Genomic DNA, 19113 nt, shown 5'->3' with positions numbered 1-19113 from the left:
GCAGATGGCGGCAGGCCACATCGATGCCGGGCAGGCTGGCGGCCAGTTCGCGCTGGCAACACTTCAAAGGCGATGGCTTCGGTGTCCAGCAGTACGCCGTCGCAGTCGCTGATCAGATGGGTGAAGGTCTGGCTCACTTGACCGCTCCAAAGGTAAGGCCGCGTACCAGCTGCTTTTGTGCCAGCCAGCCCAGCACCATGATGGGTGCGACAGCCAGCAGGGAGGCGGCGGACAGCTTGGCCCAGAACAAGCCCTCCGGGCTGGAGTAGGAGGCGATGAACACCGTCAGCGGCGCAGCATGCGAGCTGGACAGGTTGATACTCCAGAAGGCCTCGTTCCAGGACAGGATCAACAGCAGCAGGCCGGTGGAGGCCAGGCCCGGCAGGGACATCGGCAACAGCAGGTGGATGATTTCCTGCCAGGTATTGGCACCGTCAATGCGCGCGGCTTCCAGGATTTCCTTCGGTACTTCGCAGAAGTAGGTAAAGGCCATCCACACCGCGATGGGCAGGTTGATCAGCGTGTAGATGATGATCAGCCCGCTGACGGTGTCCAGCAGCCCGCTGTTCTTCCACAGCAGGTAGACCGGCAGCAGCACGCCGACCGAGGGCATCATCTTGGTGGACATCATCCACAGCAGGATTTTCTGGGTACGCGGGCCTGGGAAGAAGGCCATGCTGTAGGCCGCCGGAATGGCCAATAGCAGGCTGAGCACGGTAACGCCCAGCGAGATGGCGATGGAGTTGCCGGCAAAGGACAGATAGTCGCTGCGGGCAAACACCTCGCGGAAGCTTTGCAGCGTGGGCTGGAAAATCACGCTCAGCTGGTAGGCCTGCTCCTCGGTCTTGAAGGCGGTGATCATCATCCAGAAGATGGGGAAGAACACCAGGATGGCCAGGCTCCAGGCCACGGCCGTGGTGATGCCATAACGCAGGCGGCTGTGGGCGACGCTCATTGCTCGTTCTCCCCTTTGAGGTTGCTGGCCAGCATGCGCACCAGGAATACCGACACGATATTGGCCAGTACCACGGCCAGGATGCCGCCGGTGGACGCCATGCCCACATCAAACTGTTGCAGGCCCATGGAGTAGATCAGGAAGGACAGGGTGGTGGTGGCCGTACCCGGACCGCCCGCCGTGGTGGTGTAGATTTCGGCAAAAATCGACAGCAGGAAGATGGTTTCAATCATCACCACCACGCCGATGGCACGCTTCAGGTGCGGCAGCACGATGTAAAAGAACATGGAAAACGGGCCGGCACCGTCAATCTGCGCGGCTTCCTTTTGCTCCGGGTCCAGCGACTGGATGGCGGTCAGCAGAATCAGGAAGGCAAACGGCAGCCATTGCCAGCTGACAATCATGATGATGGAAAACATCGGGTACTGGCCCAGCCAGTCGATGGGCTGCAGGCCCAGTGCATGCATGGCAGCGGCCAGGAGGCCGTATACCGGGTGCAGCAGCATGTTCTTCCAGATCAGCGCACTGACGGTGGGCATGACAAAGAAGGGTGCAATCACCAGCAGGCGCGCAATGCCACGACCAAAGAACTCCTGGTCGAACAACACCGCCAGCAGAACACCGCCCACCACCGAAATCAGCAGTACCGCGCCGGTCAGCAGCAGGGTATTGAAGATGGACGGCAGGAAGGACGGGTCGCTCCACAGGAAGCGGTAATTATCCAGCCCGACAAAACCGGACTCGTCCGGGCTGAGCAGGTTGTAACGGGTGACCGAAAAATAGATGGTCATCAACAGCGGCACTACCGACCACAGCAACAGGCTGAGGACAGCGGGGGACAGCAGCCAGCGCTGTGCCCAGACGGATTTGCGTGCGCTGCCGGCAGTGTCAGCGACATGGGGCTGGCCGCTTTCAACTGCGGGCACTGCCTCGCGGGTGGGGGAGTTCATCAATACTGCTCCAGCAAAACGGGAATCACAGGCAGGGCTGGCCAGACACGGGCGACAGGGCTGCGCCCGGCCTGGCCATGACTGCGCTTACTTCTGGTAACCACCTTGCACCACGGCGCGGTTGGCAGCGGCCTGACCGGCCTTCAGTGCTGCATCCACGGTGGTGTTGCCAGCCAGAGTGCCGGAGATGGACTGACCCACCACGGTGCCGAAGGACTGGAATTCCGGAATGCCGACAAACTGGATGCCGCTATACGGCACTTTCTTCAAAGTGGCATCGGTGGGATTGGCCGACTGGATGGCATTCAGCACAAAGCTGGCAAACGGCGCGGCCTTCTGGTATTCCGGCTGCTTGTAGGTGGAAATGCGGGTGCCCGGCGGAACCGAAGTCCAGCCCAGGTCCTTGGCCACCAGCTTGATGTAGTCCTTGGAGGTGGCCCATTGCACAAACTGCTTGGCGGCGGCTTCCTGCTTGGAGGACTTGGGAATGGCCAGCGACCACGACCACAACCAGCTGCTGCCCTTGGGCGTGACACCGGTGGGTGCCATGGCAAAGCCCACCTTGTCGGCCACTTGCGATTCCTTGGGGTTGAACAGCATGCCGGCTGCCACGGTGGCGTCAATCCACATGCCGCACTTGCCGCTGGCAAACAGGGTCAGGTTTTCATTGAAGCCGTTGGTGCTGGCACCGGGCGGGCCGTACTTTTGCAGCAGGTCCACATAGAAGCCGACCGACTTTTTCCATTCCGGGCTGTCGATGGTGGGATGCCATTTTTCATCAAACCAGCGCCCGCCATTGGTGTTGATCAGGGTGGACAGGAAGGCCATGTTCTCGCCCCAGCCGGCCTTGCCGCGCAGACAGATGCCATACACCCCGCCTTTTTCCTTCAGTACCTTGGCGTAGTCGGCAATCTGGGTGTAGGTGGGCTTTTCCGGCATGGTCAGGCCCAGCTTGCTGAACAGGTCCTTGCGGTAGAAAGTCATCGAGCTTTCCACGTAGAACGGCAGTGCATAGAGCTTGCCACCGTAGGACAGGCCGTCACGCGCGGTTTTCACCACGTCGTTCAGGTCGTAGTCGGCGGACAGCTTGTCCATCGGGTAGAGCCAGCCCTTCTTGGCCCAGATCGGCGCTTCGTAAGTGCCAATCATCATCACGTCGAACTTGCCGCTATTGGTGGCAATGTCGGTGGTGACGCGCTGGCGCAGTACGTTTTCTTCCAGCACCACCCAGTTGAGCTTGATGTCCGGGTTTTGCTGCTCGAACGCCGGTGCCAGTTTTTTCAGCTCGATCATGTCCGGGTTGTTGAGCGCGGCAATGGTGAGCGTGGTGGCCGCACCGGCGGACAGGGAAGCCAGGGCCAGGCTGCCTGCAAGGACAATCTGGCGCAAACGGGACGGGCGTTGGTATTGCTGATGCATGATGTCTGTCTCCTCTTTATTTTTTCAGTACAGCAAGGTTGCACTACAGCGGGGGAAAGTCCGCAAGCGGACGGAAATTCAGCATGAACTGGCGCAAGGGCTCAGCTCATCCAGTTGCCACCGTCCACGTTCAGCGTCTGGGCGGTGATGTAGTCGGAATCGGCCGAAGCCAGGAACAGGGCAGCACCGGTCAGGTCTTCCGGCAGGCCCATGCGGCCCAGCGGCACGGCTTCGCCGACCAGTCGTTTTTTCTCGCCGGGCTGGCGGCCTTCATAGCGGGCAAACAGCGCGTCGACATCCTTCCACATCGGGGTATCCACCACGCCCGGGGCAATGCCGTTCACATTGATGCCATGCGACGCCAGTGCCAGGGCGGCAGACTGGGTATAGCTGATCACGGCGGCCTTGGTGGCGCAGTAGTGGGCTACCAAGGCCTCGCCACGGCGACCGGCCTGGGAGGACAGGTTGATGATCTTGCCGCCACGGCCTTGCTCCACCATCTGGCGTGCCACGGCCTGCAGCAGGAAGAACATGCCTTTCACGTTGACTGCGAACAGCCGGTCGAAGCTGTCCCAGGATTCGTCCAGCAGCGGGTGCATGTCGAAGATGGCGGCGTTGTTGTACAGGATGTCGATGCCGCCAAAGTGCTGTACGGCAGTGCTGACAATGGCGGCGATGTCCTCGCGCCGGGTGACGTCGGCTTGCAGCAAGGCCACATGCTGTGGATGTGCCTGTTGCAATGCCTGTAGTTCGTCGTTGAGTTTCAGGTCCACCAGCAGGCAGCTGGCACCTTCTTGCAGATAGCGGCGGGCGACGGCAATGCCGATGCCGCTGGCGGCCCCGGTGAGGATGGCCGTTTTGTTGGCGAGTTTCACTGTGTTGTCTCCGTTGCAGGCTTGATGTTTTGCTTTTAGAGCAAATGCCCTTGTTGTGGGCAAATATTCGATAATTTGAAATTTACTGTCAAGCGCTTTTTGTGATGACGGGCTGATGCTGCATAGCATCATGATTTTCCGTGACATTTTGCTGCACTGCACATAAGAGCTAACAGGCTGATCAGGCTTGCCTTGCGCCAGCAATGGGCGATATGTCGCACGCTGTTGTATCCAGTACGGCACGGCAGGACAGAAGCTGCACATTCACACAGTGCTTGACGCCGGGGGCAGGAGCGGTGGTACAACGCCAGACAACAAGGGCTGGGCCCGACAGGAAAACCGGCAGGAGGGGAGATGGCCAAACAACAGGACAAGCTGGATCAGGCGGCGCGCGCAGCCTGGTTGTATTACGTGGCGGGCAAGAACCAGAACGAAGTGGCCGAGCAGCTGAATGTGTCGCGCCAGGTGGCGCAACGACTGCTGGCATCGGCAGTGGAGGGCGGTCTGGTCAAGGTGTCGGTACAGCACCCGGTGGCGGATTGTCTGGAATTGGCTGCCGCCTTGCAGGCCAGATTCGGCCTGACGCTGTGTGAAGTGGTGCCCAAGGACATGGACTCGCCCGCCGAGCTGCAGCAAAAACTGGCAGTGGCCGGCGCGCAAATCTTCCAGCGCTATCTCACCCAGGACAAGCCGATGGTGGTGGCGCTGGGTTCGGGCCGTACCCTCAAGGCCATCATCGACGAACTGCCGCCACTGGATTGCCCGCAACACCGTCTGGTGTCGCTGATCGGCACTATTGCGCATGATGGTTCATCCAACCGCTACGACGTGGCCTTGCCTGCCTCGCAAAAAACCCAGAGCAAGTATTTCCTGCTGCCCGCCCCCCTGTATGCCGATAGCACAACTGACCGTGCCTTGTGGTGCAACCACCGGCTTTACCATGTGGTGGAAGGACTGGCGGCGCAGGCTGATGTGGCATTCATCGGCATTGGCACCATTGGCGAACACTGCGCCTTGCAGGAAGACGGCTTTCTGACCGAGGCCGAGGTGCAGGCCCTGATGGCACAGAATGCCGTGGCTGAAATCATTGGCCGCCCCATCGACAAGCAGGGCCAGCTGGCCGCTGCCGACATCCAGCAGCGCGTTACCAGCCTGCCCTTGCAGCATGCCCCGCAACGCCCGGTGATTGCCTTTGCCGGCGGGGAAAGCAAGGCTGCCGCCATTCTGGCGGTGCTGCGCGGTCAGTGGCTGTCCGGGCTGGTGACCGATGAGGGTTGCGCCCGGCAGATTCTGGCCTGGACCGACCAGGCTGCGTAAGGGCGGTAGCACAGCGCAGATTGGCTGCGGCATGGCTGCATATCAACCGTTCTGGCAGGAAGACCTCCCTAGAATGGTGGGCAGCAAGACAGACAACACCTGTCGTATCAGCCCATTACCGGAGCAATCGCCATGTACTTTACCCATGCCATCACCCGTCTGCCTGCCGACACCGTTGCCGCCGGACTGACCACGGCCAGCCTTGGTGTGCCGGATACCGCGCTCACCCGGCAGCAGTTTCGTGAATACATCGACATCCTGCTGCAACTTGGCCTGACCGTAACCACGCTGCCGGCCTTGCCGGATTTTCCCGATGCCCACTTCGTGGAAGACGTGGCGGTGATGATGCCGGAGCTGGCCATCATCACCCATCCGGGTGCGGCGTCGCGGCGGGGCGAGGTGCACAGCATTGCTCCGCTGGTATCGCGTTTTCGCCATGCGGTGTGGCTGGGTGAGGGCGAGCACATGGATGGCGGCGATGTGCTGATGGTGGACAAGCGTTTCTTCATCGGCCTGTCCAGCCGCACCAATGAAGCAGGCATCAGCCGCTTTGCCCGCGAGGTGGAAAAATTCGGCTACAGCGTGCAGGCAGTGCCGGTGGCTTCCGGCCTTCATCTGAAATCGGTGGTGAATTATGTGGGGCGCAATACCGTGCTGCTGTCGGCAAGCGCGGCGGACGAACCGGCCTTCCGCGATTTTCGCCATATCGTGCTGGACCCGGCCGAGGAATACGCCGGCAACACCATGTGGATCAACAACACCCTGATCACACCCAGCGGCTATCCGTATACCTTGCGTCAGCTACAGCAGCTGGACCTGCCCATCATCCAGACCGATACCAGTGAAATCCGCAAGATGGACGGCGGGCTCACCTGCCTGTCCTTGCGCTTCTGACGGTGAAGCTAATCCGGGCTGCGGCCATCGCGCTTGATGGTTTGCAGCTCGGTAGTGGTCAGGATTTTCTCGATGCGAAACGCCGTGCTGGCCAGCCAGGCGTCGGCCAGCTGGCGATATTCATCAATATGCTGGCAGGCAATGCGCAGTAAAAAATCCACCGTTCCGCTCACCATCCAGCCATCCTGCACTTGCGGGGTGCGCTGGATTTCAGCAATGAAGGCTTGCTGGGAAACCAGATGGTCGGCCAGCGTCACCTGCGCCAGAATCACCAGTGGCGGTGCACTGCGCGGCAGGTCGACGATGGCGCTGTAGCCCTTGATGATGCCCGCCTTCTCCAGACGGCGCACCCGCTCCAGACAAGGGCGCGGAGTCAGGTTTACCTGCTCGGACAGACGCTGGAAGGGCAGGCGGCCATCGCGCTGCAGGATGTCGAGGATTTTCAGATCGATGCGATCCAGGCCGTTCTTGTCTGTCATGGGGAGCAAGGCTTCATGGGGCGGTGACACAAGAACGCATTGCAGCGCTGCCAGCGCTGGCTTGTCAAGAATAATGCCGACGGCAAAAAATCCTTGTGCGTCGCAGCAGGCGGGGATAGGATCGTCTCTGCCCCTCATGGGCAACGTCGCTCGGACGGTTCCGGGCGCTTACGTGAAAGGTTCACATGGCTTCCTCTGCAGGCAAGCGCCGCTTTGCGCGCATCGATCGTCTCCCTCCCTACGTATTCAATATCACCGCCGAACTGAAACTGGCCGCCAGACAACGTGGCGAGGACATCATCGACCTGAGCATGGGCAACCCCGATGGCGCCACCCCGCCACATATCGTGGCCAAGCTCAACGAAGTGTCACAACGTCCGGATACCCATGGCTATTCCGCCTCCAAGGGCATTCCACGGCTGCGCCGCGCCATTTCGCGCTGGTACAAGGACCGCTACGAGGTGGACATCGACCCCAATAGCGAGGCGATTGTCACCATCGGCTCCAAGGAAGGCCTGGCCCACCTCATGCTGGCCACGCTGGATGGTGGCGATACCGTGCTGGTGCCGGACCCGAGTTATCCGATTCATATCTACGGCGCGGTGATTGCCGGGGCGCAAATCCGTTCGGTGCCGCTGGTGCCGGGCATCGACTTTTTTGCCGAGCTGGAAAAGGCCATCCGTGGCAGCTACCCCAAGCCCAAAATGATGGTGCTGGGCTTTCCGTCGAATCCCACTGCGCAGTGCGTGGAGCTGGATTTCTTCGAAAAAGTGATTGCCCTGGCCAAGAAGCACGACATCTTCGTGGTACATGACCTGGCCTATGCCGACATCGTGTTTGATGGCTGGAAAGCGCCGTCCATCATGCAGGTGCCGGGAGCCAAGGACATCGCCGTCGAATTCTTTACCCTCAGCAAGAGCTACAACATGGCGGGCTGGCGCATCGGCTTCATGGTGGGCAACCCGGACCTGGTGGCTGCGCTGGCACGGATGAAGAGCTACCACGACTACGGCACCTTCACCCCGCTGCAAGTGGCCGCCATTGCCGCACTGGAAGGCGATCAGCAATGCGTCCGTGATATCGCCGCCAAATACCAGCAGCGCCGCGACGTGCTGGTAAAGGGATTGAACGAGATTGGCTGGGAAGTGGAATGCCCCAAGGCTTCCATGTATATCTGGGCGCGCATTCCGGAGCAGTGGCGCGAACTGGGCTCACTGGAATTCGCCCGCCTGATGCTGGAAAAGGCCAAGGTATGTGTATCGCCCGGTATCGGTTTTGGTGACCAGGGTGACGAATATGTGCGCTTTGCACTGATCGAAAACGAAGCGCGCATCCGGCAGGCCCTGCGTGGTATCAAGGCCATGTTCAAGGAGCAGTGAACTGCGGTTTGCATGTCAAAAGGCCACGCCGGGAAGCGTGGCCTTTTTTGTGTGCGTTCACACCTGGAAGCGCGCCACCAGCTTTTCCATGTCGGTGGCGATTTTTTCAACCGCATCGGCCGACTGCGCCGTGCTGTGAGCAGTCGCGCTGGCTTCTTCTGCATGCTGGACAATGGTTTCCACTTTTTGCGCCACCTCGGTAGCGGCAGCGGCCTGTTCGTGCAGCGCGGTATTCAGTTCGTTGACAATGCCGGCCACCTGCCGCGCACTGTCACGCAATGTGGATACCGTATCGCCTGCCGCATGGGCATTGCTGACGCTGGTACTGATCAGTTCCACGCCCTGATCCACGCCATGCACCACATCGCGAGTGGATTGCTGGATGGCATTCACCATCACGATGATTTCATTGCTGGATTGCGCAGTGCGCTCGGACAGCTTGCGTACTTCATCGGCCACCACGGCAAAGCCGCGCCCTTGCTCGCCGGCACGGGCGGCTTCGATTGCGGCATTCAGTGCCAGCAGATTGGTCTGGTCGGCAATGTCCTTGATGACGGCGACAATGGATGAAATCTTGGCGGATTCGGTCTGGAGCAGGGCAATCCGTTCGGCGGCATTGCCAACCACCTGTGATATGTCGTTGATCTGGCTGCCAAGGGCACGCAATGCATCCAGGCCGTTGGCTGCCTGCTGGTCGGACGCGCTGCTCAGGCTGGCGGCTTCAGTCGTGCCATTGGCCACGTGGTTGATGGAAACCGTCAGTTGTTCGGTATTGGCGGCAATGGTGGAGGCAGCTTCACTTTGCAGGCTGGCTGATTGCTCCATTTGCTGTACCGAACGGTTGAGCTGGCGGGACGACTCCAGCAATACCTGTGCATTGCGGCGCGAGTCCTGCATGGCGTCACGCAGCGCGGTTTGCATATTGCCCATTGCCACAATCAGCTTGCCAACCTCATCACTGCTAGCGGGCGGCAGGCTGCCACGCAAATCGCCATCGGCAATGCGCCGTGCAGCGGCTACCGTATTGTCCAGCCTGCCGGCAATGCGCCGTGCAACCAGCAGCGACAAGGCCAGTGACAGGATGACACCGACAATCAGTGCCAATATGCCACCGGCTATGCCGGATTTGACATCCGCATCCGCCCGCGTCGCAGCCACGGCCGCGCCATCCGCATTCAGCTTGATCAGGGAGTCGGTCAGGTCGCGCAGCGTGTTGGCCTTCTTCACCCACTCGCCCTTGCGCAGGACTTGAGCCTGGTCTTCATGGCCGTCCTTCATCAACTGGACAGCCTGGTTCACCACGTCACGATACGCAGCAGCGGCAGACACTGCCTGCTGATAGGCAGCCCTTTCCGTGTCCGAGTTGATCAGTACTTCGTAGCGCTTGAAGGCTGTTTGCAGTTGCTGATCCAGCTCGGACATGGATTTTTCCATCTTGATGCGTTCTTCCGGGCTGTTGGGCAGCATGTATTCCAGGCTGCGTACCCGGTAGCGCAGGCGCAACTGGCTGATTTCACCAACCGACTGCACTGAAGGCAGCCAGTCCTGTGCGATTTCATGCGTTTCATTGCCAACGGACCGGATTTGCATGATGCAAAACACAATGGCGGCAATCAATACGCCACCACTGAGCAGGAAGTTGACCAGAAACTTGCGTGTCAGACTGATATTGTCGAGAAATTGCATGGCATGCTCCACCTGTTCTGATTGTTTGTGCCTATTGTTTACCTTCAGTAAAGAACATCCCGATGGTCTATGCCACCACAAGCTGCAGTCTTGATGGCAGCTGACAAGTTCATGCCGTATGCAGGTACGGCAGGTAGCTGACAAAAAGCGTCAGCTAATGCCTATTATGGTCAGCCATTGCCTTGCTGACCTTCGTCTGCTGGCAACAAGCATGCAGGCTGTCAGCAGCCCACAATGTCCACGCCCTATGCTGCCAGCCCCGTGGGAGTTGATGCTCAACGCCAGGGACAGAATGCAGTTACCACATGATTGGCATCAGCATTGTCATGCTTATGTTTAAAATGCATTCATTTTGTGTTGTAAATCCTGCTGTCATGCGTTACATTACTTTCCGCAACAAAAATCATCCAAATTCAGCCCTTATTTAAATAAACTTGTTTATTTTAAATAATGTGTTGGTATTAATTTTTATTTAGATAATTTCGTCAGTCTGCGAATAAAATACAGAAAAACAAAAGCCACTCCGGCTGAAATCCGCCAAGAATGGGCACGATGTTTGCTCAATAAAAATACGGACGCAGAACGGAGTGGTAGCAATCATGGACCTTTAAGGTCGGGATGGCAGGCATTTTCAGTGCACGACACAAGCAATTGCAAAGGTTAGGTGCGCAATGTGGGCAGATGAAGAATTATGCAAACGGGGTAGTCGCGTGATCAAGGTTTTGACAGTATTCGGTACACGGCCGGAAGCCGTGAAAATGGTGCCGGTCATCCAGGCACTGGAGTCTTTTCCCAATATCGAGTCGCGGGTTTGTGTGACGGGTCAGCATCGGGAAATGCTGGATCAGGTCCTGGACTTTTTTGAGGTCAAGCCTGACTTCGACCTGCAACTGATGCAGCAGGGGCAAAGCCTGGCATCGCTGACCGCGCGGCTGATCGAAGGCATCGACAAGGTGCTGGAGCAGGAGCGCCCCGACGTGGTGCTGGTGCATGGCGATACCGCTACCACACTGGGTGCCAGCCTGGCTGCGTTTTACCGCAAGGTGCCTATCGGCCACGTGGAAGCCGGTTTGCGTACCGGTGATCTGTATTCGCCGTGGCCGGAAGAAATGAACCGCCGCGTTACCGATACGTTGACCAGTTTCTACTTTGCCCCGACAGAAGAGTCCTGCCGCAACCTGTACGCGGAAAAAATCGATCCGTCGCGCATTTTCATTACCGGCAACAGTGTGGTTGATACCCTGAAGCTGGCAGTGGAAAAACTGCAAAAAAATGCCGACCTGCGCGCCGGCATGGAGGAGAGCTTCTCCTTTATCCGTACCGATGCCCGCATGATTCTGGTTACCGGACATCGCCGCGAGAACTTTGGCGACAAATTTGCCAGCTTCTGCAACGGCCTGCTCAAACTGGCTCAGCGCTACCCGGATGTGGACATTGTCTACCCGGTGCACCTGAACCCCAATGTGCGCAAACCGGTGTTCGAACTGCTGTCCCGCGTATCCAACATTCATCTGATCGAACCGCAGGAATATCTGCCCTTTGTCTATCTGATGAACCGTTGCCACCTGATCATCACCGACTCCGGTGGTATCCAGGAAGAAGCCCCGGCGCTGGGCAAGCCGGTACTGGTAACCCGCGACACCACCGAGCGCCCCGAAGCACTGGCCGCCGGCGTGGCGCGTCTGGTGGGTACGGAGGCGGAAAACATCGTGCGCTGCGCCAGCGAACTGCTGGATGACGCCATGGTGTACGCCAATATGTCGCAGGCGCACAGCCCGTATGGCGATGGTTCTGCCGGACGGCGCATTGCCAGCATTCTGGCATCCCTGCCGCAGTTGCGGCATGAAATGGCTGCGGAGGCGACCCTTGCCACAGCAAGCTGAACACAAGCGGGGACGCAGCGTGCGCGCCTTGCTGATGTTGCTGCTACTGGGGGCGAGCATGACAGTGCAGGCTGCAAAGCCTGCCAAGCCTGCATCGGCAGCCAACAGTCAATCCGCCGCCGCCCTGGCGGCACTGCCTATTGAAGAGGCGGTGGATTTGCCGCCAGACGCCAGCGTGCCTGCGGCGCAACGTCACAGCCCGGCAGTCGAGGTGAAGGGCGCGGCCAGTGAGGCTGCGCTGAGCCGTACCCAGGCGGTGATCGAACAGCAGATCAAGGATGACAAGAACAGCGCCACTGCGGAGGAAGACCCGCCGCACCACGGCCAGCGTTCGGCACCTGCGTTGTGGTTTCTGCGCATTCTGGCCATCATCCTGTACGTGATTGTGGCCTTCATCATGGTGTATGCCGTGCGTCACATGGCCTTCACGCTCAACCGCCTGTTCGGCAAGCAGCGCCATCCGTATCTGGATATCGAAACTGCCGAATGGCCGCGGGTGACGGTATTCATTGCCGCGCACAACGAAGAGGCGGTGATTGCCGATGCGATGGAGGCCTTGCTGGAGTCCGACTATCCGGATGGCCGCATGATCATCATGCCGGTGAATGACCGCTCCTCCGATGGCACGCGTGAAATCATCGACCAGATTGCCGCACGTCGTCCGGACATCATCCGCCCGTTTCACCGCACCTCGGGCAAGCCGGGCAAGGCCGCTGCACTGAAAGATGCCACGGCCATGATCGACACCGACATTTTCATCGTGTTCGATGCCGACTATGTACCGGGGCGTGGCTTGCTCAAACAACTGGTGGCACCGTTTTTCGACCCGGAAGTCGGGGCGGTAATGGGGCGCGTGGTACCGCTCAATGCCGGCACCAACATGCTGACCCGCCTGCTGGACATGGAGCGGGCAGGGGGCTACCAGGTAGACCAGCAGGCACGGATGAACATGAAGCTGGTGCCGCAATATGGTGGCACCGTGGGTGGCATCCGCGTGGCTGCGCTGGAAAGCGTGGGCGGCTGGCATGATGACGTGCTGGCCGAAGACACCGACCTGACCTACCGCTTGCTGATTGGCGGCTGGCTGACAGCTTATACCAACCGTTCCGAATGCTATGAGGAGTCCCGGAAAGCTGGCCGGTGCGCATTCGCCAGCTGATGCGCTGGACGCGCGGCCACAATCAGGCGCTGGCGCGTCACGTGGGCCGTTTGCTGCGCACCAAGGGCGTGCCCTTCCGTGAAAAATCGGACGGTCTGCTCTTGCTTGGCACTTATGCCATGTCGCCGTTTTTGCTCTTGGGCTGGTTGATCACCCTGATCCTGTTCTACTTCGACAGCGTCTTGCCCTCGCCCGGTTTCTTCCTGATCCTTGGTCTGGTGTGTTACAGCGCCATGGGCAATTTTGCCGCGTTTTTTGAAATCGGCACGGCCTGCTATCTGGATGGCAGCGGCAACCGCTTGCGCATTCTGCCGTTCTCCATCTTTGGTTTCATTGTCAGTCTGGTGACCATTTCGCACGCCACCATCCTGCAATTCATCATCGAGCCCTTCCGCAAGACGCAAAACCTGCACTGGGACAAGACCAAGCGTTATCGGGGGCAGGCCAAATGATGGTATTGCTGTTTGCTGTAATCGTATTGCTGTTGATGTTGCTGCCCTTGTTGCCCGCCTTGCTGGAGTTGATCCGCAAGACCGACGTCACTTCGCTGGGTATCAATCGTCTGCATACCGGTTCGTCCAATGTATTTGCCGAAAACTATCGCAAATACCTGGAAAGCCATGGCCTGCTGGATCAGCTGCAGAATTACTGGAATTCCCGGCTGGCATCCTGGAGTGTGCTGCTGGAAAAAACAGTCGAGGAAGAAGTATTGTCCACGGCAGGACTGGTGATTCCTTCTGATTTCAGCTTTCTCAAGGAAGTGTATTGCGCGGGTGATGTGGAAACCCATGGCGGGGTTATCCTGCGCAGCTTGCTGGCAGAGGGCGACCTGATTCTGGGTGATCACAATTCGGTGGTGCGCTGGGCCAGTGCCCGTCACATGCTGATTGGCCGTAATGCCACGCTGTTCGGCCGCATGGTGGCAGCGCAGGAAATGACCTTTGCCGGACCGGCCAGCTTCCAGCGCATCCAGGCACCTGTCATTCGCATGGGTCTATCCTGGCGGCCAGTGATGCCGATGGGGCCCTACCGCGAGTTCGACATTACGGCACTGGAACATACGGTGTTTTTCAATGACGACATCCAGCGGGTGGTGGTGGAAGGCAATCTCACCATTCCGGACGACACGGTCATCCGCGGCCACCTGGTGGTGCATGGCACGCTGAAAATCGGCCATGGTTGTTACATCCAGGGCAGCATCAAGGCCAGTGGCAATATCCATATCGGCAATGCAGTGGCTGTCGAAGGGGCCATGGTGTCCGACATGTCGGTTTCCTGCCTGAATGACTGCCTGCTGCTGGGCCCGATTGTGGCCGAGCGCTTTGTCTATGTCGGCAGTCGTTGCGTGCTGGGCAGTCTGCACAGCCCGATCAGCGTCTCCTCCAGCTCCATCCGGCTGAAGCTGCCCATGCTGGTGCATGGCACCGTATGGGCACGGACACGTGGTGCGATCCGGCATGAACGTGCGCAGCTGGCGTAAAGAACTCGCATGGCTGGGTTTGTCCTGCTTGCTGTGGACAGGAAGTGCCATGGCCAATGACAGCCTGGATTTGCAACAGTACCAGACGGAAGACGGCGCCATCCTGTTGCAACACGAGGGTGGCGTGGTTGATCCGTACTTTGCCATGAAGGCCTTGCTGGCGGCGGATGAGCTGGGGCTGGATGCCAAGCCCGCTGCCACAGTATGGATAGCCTGGCTGCAGCCGCGTCAGGAAGCCAACGGCAGCTTTCCCCGCTTCATCCGGGGAAAGAACGGCCAGTGGCGTCGATTTGCCAATGCTGACGCCGATGACTCCACCATGGCCCTGTGGCTGTCCTTGCTGTACCGGGTGTATGGCACAGCGGACAACATGAGCCCTGACTTGCAGCAATCGCTGCGCAAGGCCAGAAAAGCCCTGCTGCGGCTGCGTGTTGCCAGTGGCGTGTTTCATTACGCCCGCGGTGCCGATCTGGGTTACCTGATGGATAACGCGGAAGTGCTGGAAGCCTTGCGTGACGACTGCCACCATGCCGGCCTCGGTTGCCAGCAGGCGGACCAGCTGGAGCGTGCCATGGTGCGGGTGTTCTGGAACCCCCGCCGTCATGTCTGGCGTACTGCCACGCACGGCGAACCGGCGGCAGCGTTCTACCCGCGCAGTGCCGCACAGCTGTTTCCGCTGATGGCGGGCATGCGCTTGCCGCCAGGGCAGCCCGGTCTGGATGACTGGTTGAATGGCGAAGGGCGGCCATGGCTGATGCAGGATGAAAAGAAGCTGGATTTTGCCTGGGGTCTGCTGACCCTGGCTGCACTTAAAAGCCAGCGGGAAGATGTGGCGCGCCAATGGTGGGAGCGTGCAGCGCCATCGCGACTCGGACGGCGCTGGAATGTGCTGGAAGAGGCTATTTTTCAGGGATTGGAACAGCGTTTCAATCCGGCTGAGCAAGAAGAGGGGAAGTAAGGTTTGATGAAAGTACAGCAATGGCCCAAGTGGGTCTGGTTTGTGCTGCTGCTGGTTCTGGTGTTGTTGGCCAGTCTGGCGTGGCATTGGCAGCGCAGCCGCAATGCGACAGCTCCGGATGCCGGAATTGTCTTGTTGCTGCCGGATGCGGAAGCCTCGCGGAAATACGTGCTGACCTGGCAGGACGCCGCCGCAGAAAGCGGTGTGCTGATGACTCCCATGCGCGCTGCCGACTTTGTGGCGCTGGATGCTGCGCAGCGTGCGCAAATTCGAGGCGTGGTGTTGCCAGACAGCATTCATCGTCATGTCACATCCGCCCTGGGTGGCGTACTGGAAGAGTATGTCCGCCAGGGTGGGGCGCTGTGGCTGAACTATGACGCAGCCACCGAAAATGCCGATGGCCGCTTCCTGGACCGTGCCGAACTGACTCGTCTGGTGGGTGTGGACTACCTGCTGTTCCGCGAGCGTGGCAAGGGCATGATCCACAACGACATGCTGCTGGTGCCCCCTTCCACCATCACGGACCTGGCCATTGCGCCCGGCCGCTTCCAGCCCTATACCGCCAGCGGCAATGGCTGGCTGCAGGCCACAACCTATGGCTATGACAATGCGGCGTTCAGCTATTTTGAAACGCGCGGACAGTTCCCCGGCAAGCTGATGGCCGAAGGACGTGACGGCTCGGTGCTGGCTGGCCTGCGTGATTACGGCAAGGGCAAGGTCTTGTTCGTCAATCTGCCGGTGGGTTATCTGGCAGTGCGCACAGACGGCCTGTGGCTGCATTCCTTCATGGCCTTTTTCAATGGCCGGGTCTTGCATCTGCCGCGCTTGTCCGCCGTGCCGGACGGTATTGGCGGACTGGTGATGAACTGGCACGTCGATGCAGCCAATGCACTGCCGTACATCGACATGCTGGAGAAAGTCGGCTTCCTCAAGCAGGGGCCGTATTCCATCCACTTCACCACCGGCCCGGACACCAATCGCCCCGGCGATCACATGGGCATGGATCTGGCCAACAACCCGAAGGCACAGGCGCTGGTCAGCCGCCTCAAGGGCATGGGTAACGAAATCGGCGCGCATGGTGGCTGGGCGCACAACTACTTTGCCTTCAACATCAACGAGCACAACGGAGCAGAGTGGACGCCGTATCTGGAGCATAACAAGCAAGATCTGGAAAACGTCATCCATCAGCCGCTGACCGAGTACTCCGCCCCCAACGGCAACCAGCCGGGCTGGGTGACCGACTGGCTACGCAAGCATGGCGTGATTGCCTACTACCAGGTGGCCAATCTGTCGATGGGCCCGACCCGCTCCTTTATTGATCCGTCCGACATGCATGGCCGCCCGTGGTCCTTCCCGGTTTCGGCAGATGGTGCGGTAGCCTCGTTTGAAGAAGGCGTGCGCAACAATTACGGTCAGCCGCGCATGCAGGCATGGCTGCAGGCCATGACCCGGTTCGTGGTGGATCAGGGTGAGGCACGCCTGGTGTATTTCCATCCGCCCGGTGTGTATTTCTATCAGGATGCTGCCGCCCAATGGCTGGCGCAAACCGCTGCGTTGCGCAGCAGTGGCAAGTTCCGCTGGTACACCATGTCCGGCCTGGCGCGCTTCCTGTCGCAACGCGAACTGACCACATGGAAAACCCGTCCGCTGGCAGGTGCCACGGATGGACGCCTGCGCATTCAGGCGAACAATCCGCAATCACTGGCTGATCAGAGCTGGCTGCTGCCCAAGGCAGGCGTCAGCGGCAAGCCGCAAGTGACGGCAGGTGCCGCGCGCATCGAGGAAACCGCCACCGACTGGCGCATTACCGCGCAGTCCGGCAAGGATTTGCAAATCGACTATCTACCGACAACAGGTATTTCTCAGTGAGGGGAATGATGAAACTCAAACAACAACACTATGCCTTGCTGCTTGCCAGCGTATTGAGCACGCCGCTGGCGATGGCGGAAGACGCCATGCCGGCCGCCGAAGCTGCCCCGGCTGCAGCGGAAGCTGCGGCAGCACCGGCGGCTGAAGCCGCTGCCGCGCCAGAGGCTCCCGAGACCGCTGCGGCACCGGAAGTGGCTGGTCCGTACTCCATGAGCCGCAGCATTGAAGTGGGTGGCGGCGGTCACCATGTCAGCGGTGGCAATGGCGACTGGAACAGTGCCTTTGTTTCCGGCGTGTGGCAGACGGACACCGCCAATGTATTCGACTGGATCGTGCAGAATGACCACCGCTTCGGGGAAAGCGGCACGTCGTTCAATGGCGGCTGGAACCATGACATCAACCAGGACTGGTTCGGTCGTCTGGAATTCGGCAAGAGCAGTGCCGGTACTTTCTGGGCTGACAAACACTACGGCGCAGCCATTAACCGCAAATGGCTGGCTGATCGCAATCTGGTGTCCACTTTCGGCTTTGCCTACAACGACAACCGCCAGGGCTATAGTGACCGCGTTTATACCGCCGGCCTGATCTATTACTTTGACGGCCCATGGGTTATCGAAGGCGGCATTCACCGCAACCTGAGCAATCCGGGCAGTGTCATTTCCACCCAGGGCTATGGTGCCGTCACCTATGGTCGCGACCGCTGGCGTCAGATCGTGCTGTCGGTCAACTCCGGCAGTGAAGGTTACATGCCGGTTGGCAACAGCGCCTCGCAACAGGTGTTTGACAGCCAGTATTACAGCCTGGGCTGGAAAGAATGGATCGGCCCGCACTGGGGTGTGCATGCCACGGTGGATTATTACCACGGCACGTATTACCAGCGCTCCGGTGGTTCCGCCGCCGTGTTCTGGGATCTGCCATGAGTCTCAAACAGCGCGCGGACTTGCTCAATGCGATGCGCAGCACCGGCTATGCCGGTGGTGTCATCCAGAGCCATCGCGCCATGCGAACCGAGCGCTTCACCCGCGTACGCTGGGTGGAGATCATCGGCCTGCCATTGCTGTTTGACCTGATCCTGCTGGCTTTCCTGCCGCAGGTGATGCAGTTCTGGCAGACGTTGACCGCCTGGGCGGTGGCCTTTACCGGCGTGCCGGCTGATCTGTCCAGCCAGGCTATTGACGGCTGGCCGCTGCACCCGATGGTTTCCTTGCCCTGGCTGGAGCTGTCCGCCTCGGTGCCCAGCTACTGGCAGTGGTGGCTCAATTGCGTGGCATGCGTGGTATTGCTGGTGCTGTCTTTCCTGATCAACAAGGAAAACACGCCCATGCGCTACGTGCTGCGCCTGATTGTCATCGTGCATGGCAGCGCCTGCCTGTTCTTTGCGCTGTATCCGGCAGGTTTCACGCATTCGCTGCCGGAATACCACCACACCTGCCTGGAAACGGTGTTGATCCTGACCTTCCTGGTGCCGTGGATCCACAGCATCACCTTCAACATCCTGAACAAGCCCATCGTGGAGAAGATCCTGCTGACGGCGATTTCCATGGCCTATCTGCTGGTGGCAGCGCCGCTGCATTATTTTCTGGCTGCCATCATCATGCACTACGGCTCGCTGATGTTCATGCCCATGCTGTTCATCCTGTTCAGCCTGATGCTGAATGTGATGATGCTGATTGCCTTCTACGCCTGGGCCATGAGCTGGGAGTTTGGCAGCGGACATCAATCCAGCTGAGCCGCTGAATACCGGTCAGCCTTGCATTGTCCGACGGGTTGCCATGTTTGCATGGTGGCCCGTTTTTACATTGCAGGCGCG

The 19113-nt window shown here is 59.5% G+C and carries 17 protein-coding genes; 11 read left to right on the top strand and 6 right to left on the bottom strand.

What is annotated here, in order from left to right; all coding sequences use genetic code 11:
* Positions 1 to 133 precede the first annotated feature (133 nt).
* The 4 genes from AWT75_RS02455 to AWT75_RS02440 all read right to left on the bottom strand — a co-directional run bounded on the left by AWT75_RS02455 (position 134) and on the right by AWT75_RS02440 (position 4199).
* Positions 134 to 955 (bottom strand): carbohydrate ABC transporter permease, encoded by an 822-nt coding sequence (locus AWT75_RS02455; protein WP_045844785.1) that lies wholly within the window; start codon positions 953 to 955, stop codon positions 134 to 136.
* Entirely contained in the window at positions 952 to 1905 is a 954-nt protein-coding gene (locus tag AWT75_RS02450) for a carbohydrate ABC transporter permease (protein ID WP_062786915.1), read from the bottom strand. Before AWT75_RS02450 ends, AWT75_RS02455 begins: the two co-directional genes overlap by 4 nt.
* Before the next feature lie 87 nt (positions 1906 to 1992).
* Positions 1993 to 3324 carry an ABC transporter substrate-binding protein gene (locus AWT75_RS02445; RefSeq protein WP_062786911.1) on the bottom strand — a complete coding sequence of 444 codons (1332 nt, stop codon included), beginning with the start codon at positions 3322 to 3324 and terminating at the stop codon, positions 1993 to 1995.
* A 101-nt stretch (positions 3325 to 3425) separates the two neighbouring features.
* On the bottom strand, positions 3426 to 4199 hold the full coding sequence (locus AWT75_RS02440) for an L-iditol 2-dehydrogenase (protein WP_062786908.1): 774 nt from the start codon (positions 4197 to 4199) through the stop codon (positions 3426 to 3428).
* A gap of 354 nt (positions 4200 to 4553) precedes the next feature.
* Here AWT75_RS02440 and AWT75_RS02435 point away from each other — a divergent pair, with 354 nt between their 5' ends.
* Both AWT75_RS02435 and AWT75_RS02430 read left to right on the top strand, forming a co-directional pair.
* Positions 4554 to 5516, top strand: coding sequence for a sugar-binding transcriptional regulator (locus tag AWT75_RS02435; RefSeq protein WP_062786905.1), 963 nt, complete (start codon positions 4554 to 4556; stop codon positions 5514 to 5516).
* Between the two features lie 132 nt (positions 5517 to 5648).
* Positions 5649 to 6410, top strand: coding sequence for a dimethylarginine dimethylaminohydrolase family protein (locus tag AWT75_RS02430; RefSeq protein ID WP_062786901.1), 762 nt, complete (start codon positions 5649 to 5651; stop codon positions 6408 to 6410).
* 8 nt (positions 6411 to 6418) lie between these two features.
* On the opposite strand, the gene AWT75_RS02425 is transcribed toward AWT75_RS02430, so the two are convergent.
* Positions 6419 to 6889 (bottom strand): Lrp/AsnC family transcriptional regulator, encoded by a 471-nt coding sequence (locus AWT75_RS02425; RefSeq protein WP_045844780.1) that lies wholly within the window; start codon positions 6887 to 6889, stop codon positions 6419 to 6421.
* Positions 6890 to 7074: 185 nt separating this feature from the next.
* Between AWT75_RS02425 and alaC the strand changes: the two genes are divergently transcribed.
* The gene (alaC, locus tag AWT75_RS02420; RefSeq protein WP_062786898.1) at positions 7075 to 8268 is read left to right on the top strand and encodes an alanine transaminase; all 1194 of its coding nucleotides are present in this window, start codon (positions 7075 to 7077) and stop codon (positions 8266 to 8268) included.
* A 57-nt stretch (positions 8269 to 8325) separates the two neighbouring features.
* On the opposite strand, the gene AWT75_RS02415 is transcribed toward alaC, so the two are convergent.
* A complete protein-coding gene (locus AWT75_RS02415) occupies positions 8326 to 9954 on the bottom strand; it encodes a methyl-accepting chemotaxis protein (RefSeq protein WP_045844878.1) in 1629 nt (542 codons plus the stop codon).
* A gap of 710 nt (positions 9955 to 10664) precedes the next feature.
* Here AWT75_RS02415 and wecB point away from each other — a divergent pair.
* The 8 genes from wecB to AWT75_RS02380 are packed head-to-tail and all read left to right on the top strand — an operon-like array spanning position 10665 to position 19032.
* Entirely contained in the window at positions 10665 to 11837 is a 1173-nt protein-coding gene (gene wecB, locus AWT75_RS02410; RefSeq protein WP_062786893.1) for a non-hydrolyzing UDP-N-acetylglucosamine 2-epimerase, read from the top strand.
* Positions 11821 to 12996 carry a glycosyltransferase family 2 protein gene (locus AWT75_RS02405; protein WP_204376854.1) on the top strand — a complete coding sequence of 392 codons (1176 nt, stop codon included), beginning with the start codon at positions 11821 to 11823 and terminating at the stop codon, positions 12994 to 12996. Before wecB ends, AWT75_RS02405 begins: the two co-directional genes overlap by 17 nt.
* Positions 12978 to 13448 carry a glycosyltransferase family 2 protein gene (locus tag AWT75_RS22020; protein ID WP_204376853.1) on the top strand — a complete coding sequence of 157 codons (471 nt, stop codon included), beginning with the start codon at positions 12978 to 12980 and terminating at the stop codon, positions 13446 to 13448. Before AWT75_RS02405 ends, AWT75_RS22020 begins: the two co-directional genes overlap by 19 nt.
* The gene (locus AWT75_RS02400) at positions 13445 to 14476 is read left to right on the top strand and encodes a bactofilin family protein (RefSeq protein ID WP_062786889.1); all 1032 of its coding nucleotides are present in this window, start codon (positions 13445 to 13447) and stop codon (positions 14474 to 14476) included. Before AWT75_RS22020 ends, AWT75_RS02400 begins: the two co-directional genes overlap by 4 nt.
* A gap of 49 nt (positions 14477 to 14525) precedes the next feature.
* Positions 14526 to 15434 (top strand): hypothetical protein, encoded by a 909-nt coding sequence (locus AWT75_RS02395; RefSeq protein WP_062786886.1) that lies wholly within the window; start codon positions 14526 to 14528, stop codon positions 15432 to 15434.
* A 6-nt stretch (positions 15435 to 15440) separates the two neighbouring features.
* Positions 15441 to 17303, top strand: coding sequence for a polysaccharide deacetylase family protein (locus AWT75_RS02390; protein WP_062786882.1), 1863 nt, complete (start codon positions 15441 to 15443; stop codon positions 17301 to 17303).
* A gap of 5 nt (positions 17304 to 17308) precedes the next feature.
* Positions 17309 to 18223, top strand: coding sequence for a YaiO family outer membrane beta-barrel protein (locus tag AWT75_RS02385; protein ID WP_062786879.1), 915 nt, complete (start codon positions 17309 to 17311; stop codon positions 18221 to 18223).
* Entirely contained in the window at positions 18220 to 19032 is an 813-nt protein-coding gene (locus AWT75_RS02380; protein ID WP_153013211.1) for a hypothetical protein, read from the top strand. The genes AWT75_RS02385 and AWT75_RS02380 overlap by 4 nt, the downstream gene beginning before the upstream one ends.
* The last annotated feature ends 81 nt before the right edge of the window (positions 19033 to 19113 follow it).

Origin of the sequence: Aquitalea pelogenes, from assembly GCF_001515305.1 — a bacterium.
GTDB classification, from domain to species: Bacteria; Pseudomonadota; Gammaproteobacteria; order Burkholderiales; family Chromobacteriaceae; genus Aquitalea; species Aquitalea pelogenes.
Note: the sequence above shows the minus strand (reverse complement) of the source record. Positions and strands in the feature narration are given on the sequence as shown.

What these genes read in the sequence shown, in the direction of transcription:
- AWT75_RS02455 (WP_045844785.1), bottom strand. Translation starts at nt 955, where the DNA reads ATGAGCGTCGCCCACAGCCGCCTGCGTTATGGCATCACCACGGCCGTG.
- AWT75_RS02450 (WP_062786915.1), bottom strand. Translation starts at nt 1,905, where the DNA reads ATGAACTCCCCCACCCGCGAGGCAGTGCCCGCAGTTGAAAGCGGCCAG.
- AWT75_RS02445 (WP_062786911.1), bottom strand. Translation starts at nt 3,324, where the DNA reads ATGCATCAGCAATACCAACGCCCGTCCCGTTTGCGCCAGATTGTCCTT.
- AWT75_RS02435 (WP_062786905.1), top strand. Translation starts at nt 4,554, where the DNA reads ATGGCCAAACAACAGGACAAGCTGGATCAGGCGGCGCGCGCAGCCTGG.
- AWT75_RS02430 (WP_062786901.1), top strand. Translation starts at nt 5,649, where the DNA reads ATGTACTTTACCCATGCCATCACCCGTCTGCCTGCCGACACCGTTGCC.
- AWT75_RS02425 (WP_045844780.1), bottom strand. Translation starts at nt 6,889, where the DNA reads ATGACAGACAAGAACGGCCTGGATCGCATCGATCTGAAAATCCTCGAC.
- alaC (WP_062786898.1), top strand. Translation starts at nt 7,075, where the DNA reads ATGGCTTCCTCTGCAGGCAAGCGCCGCTTTGCGCGCATCGATCGTCTC.
- AWT75_RS02415 (WP_045844878.1), bottom strand. Translation starts at nt 9,954, where the DNA reads ATGCAATTTCTCGACAATATCAGTCTGACACGCAAGTTTCTGGTCAAC.
- AWT75_RS02400 (WP_062786889.1), top strand. Translation starts at nt 13,445, where the DNA reads ATGATGGTATTGCTGTTTGCTGTAATCGTATTGCTGTTGATGTTGCTG.
- AWT75_RS02395 (WP_062786886.1), top strand. Translation starts at nt 14,526, where the DNA reads ATGGCCAATGACAGCCTGGATTTGCAACAGTACCAGACGGAAGACGGC.
- AWT75_RS02390 (WP_062786882.1), top strand. Translation starts at nt 15,441, where the DNA reads ATGAAAGTACAGCAATGGCCCAAGTGGGTCTGGTTTGTGCTGCTGCTG.
- AWT75_RS02385 (WP_062786879.1), top strand. Translation starts at nt 17,309, where the DNA reads ATGATGAAACTCAAACAACAACACTATGCCTTGCTGCTTGCCAGCGTA.
- AWT75_RS02380 (WP_153013211.1), top strand. Translation starts at nt 18,220, where the DNA reads ATGAGTCTCAAACAGCGCGCGGACTTGCTCAATGCGATGCGCAGCACC.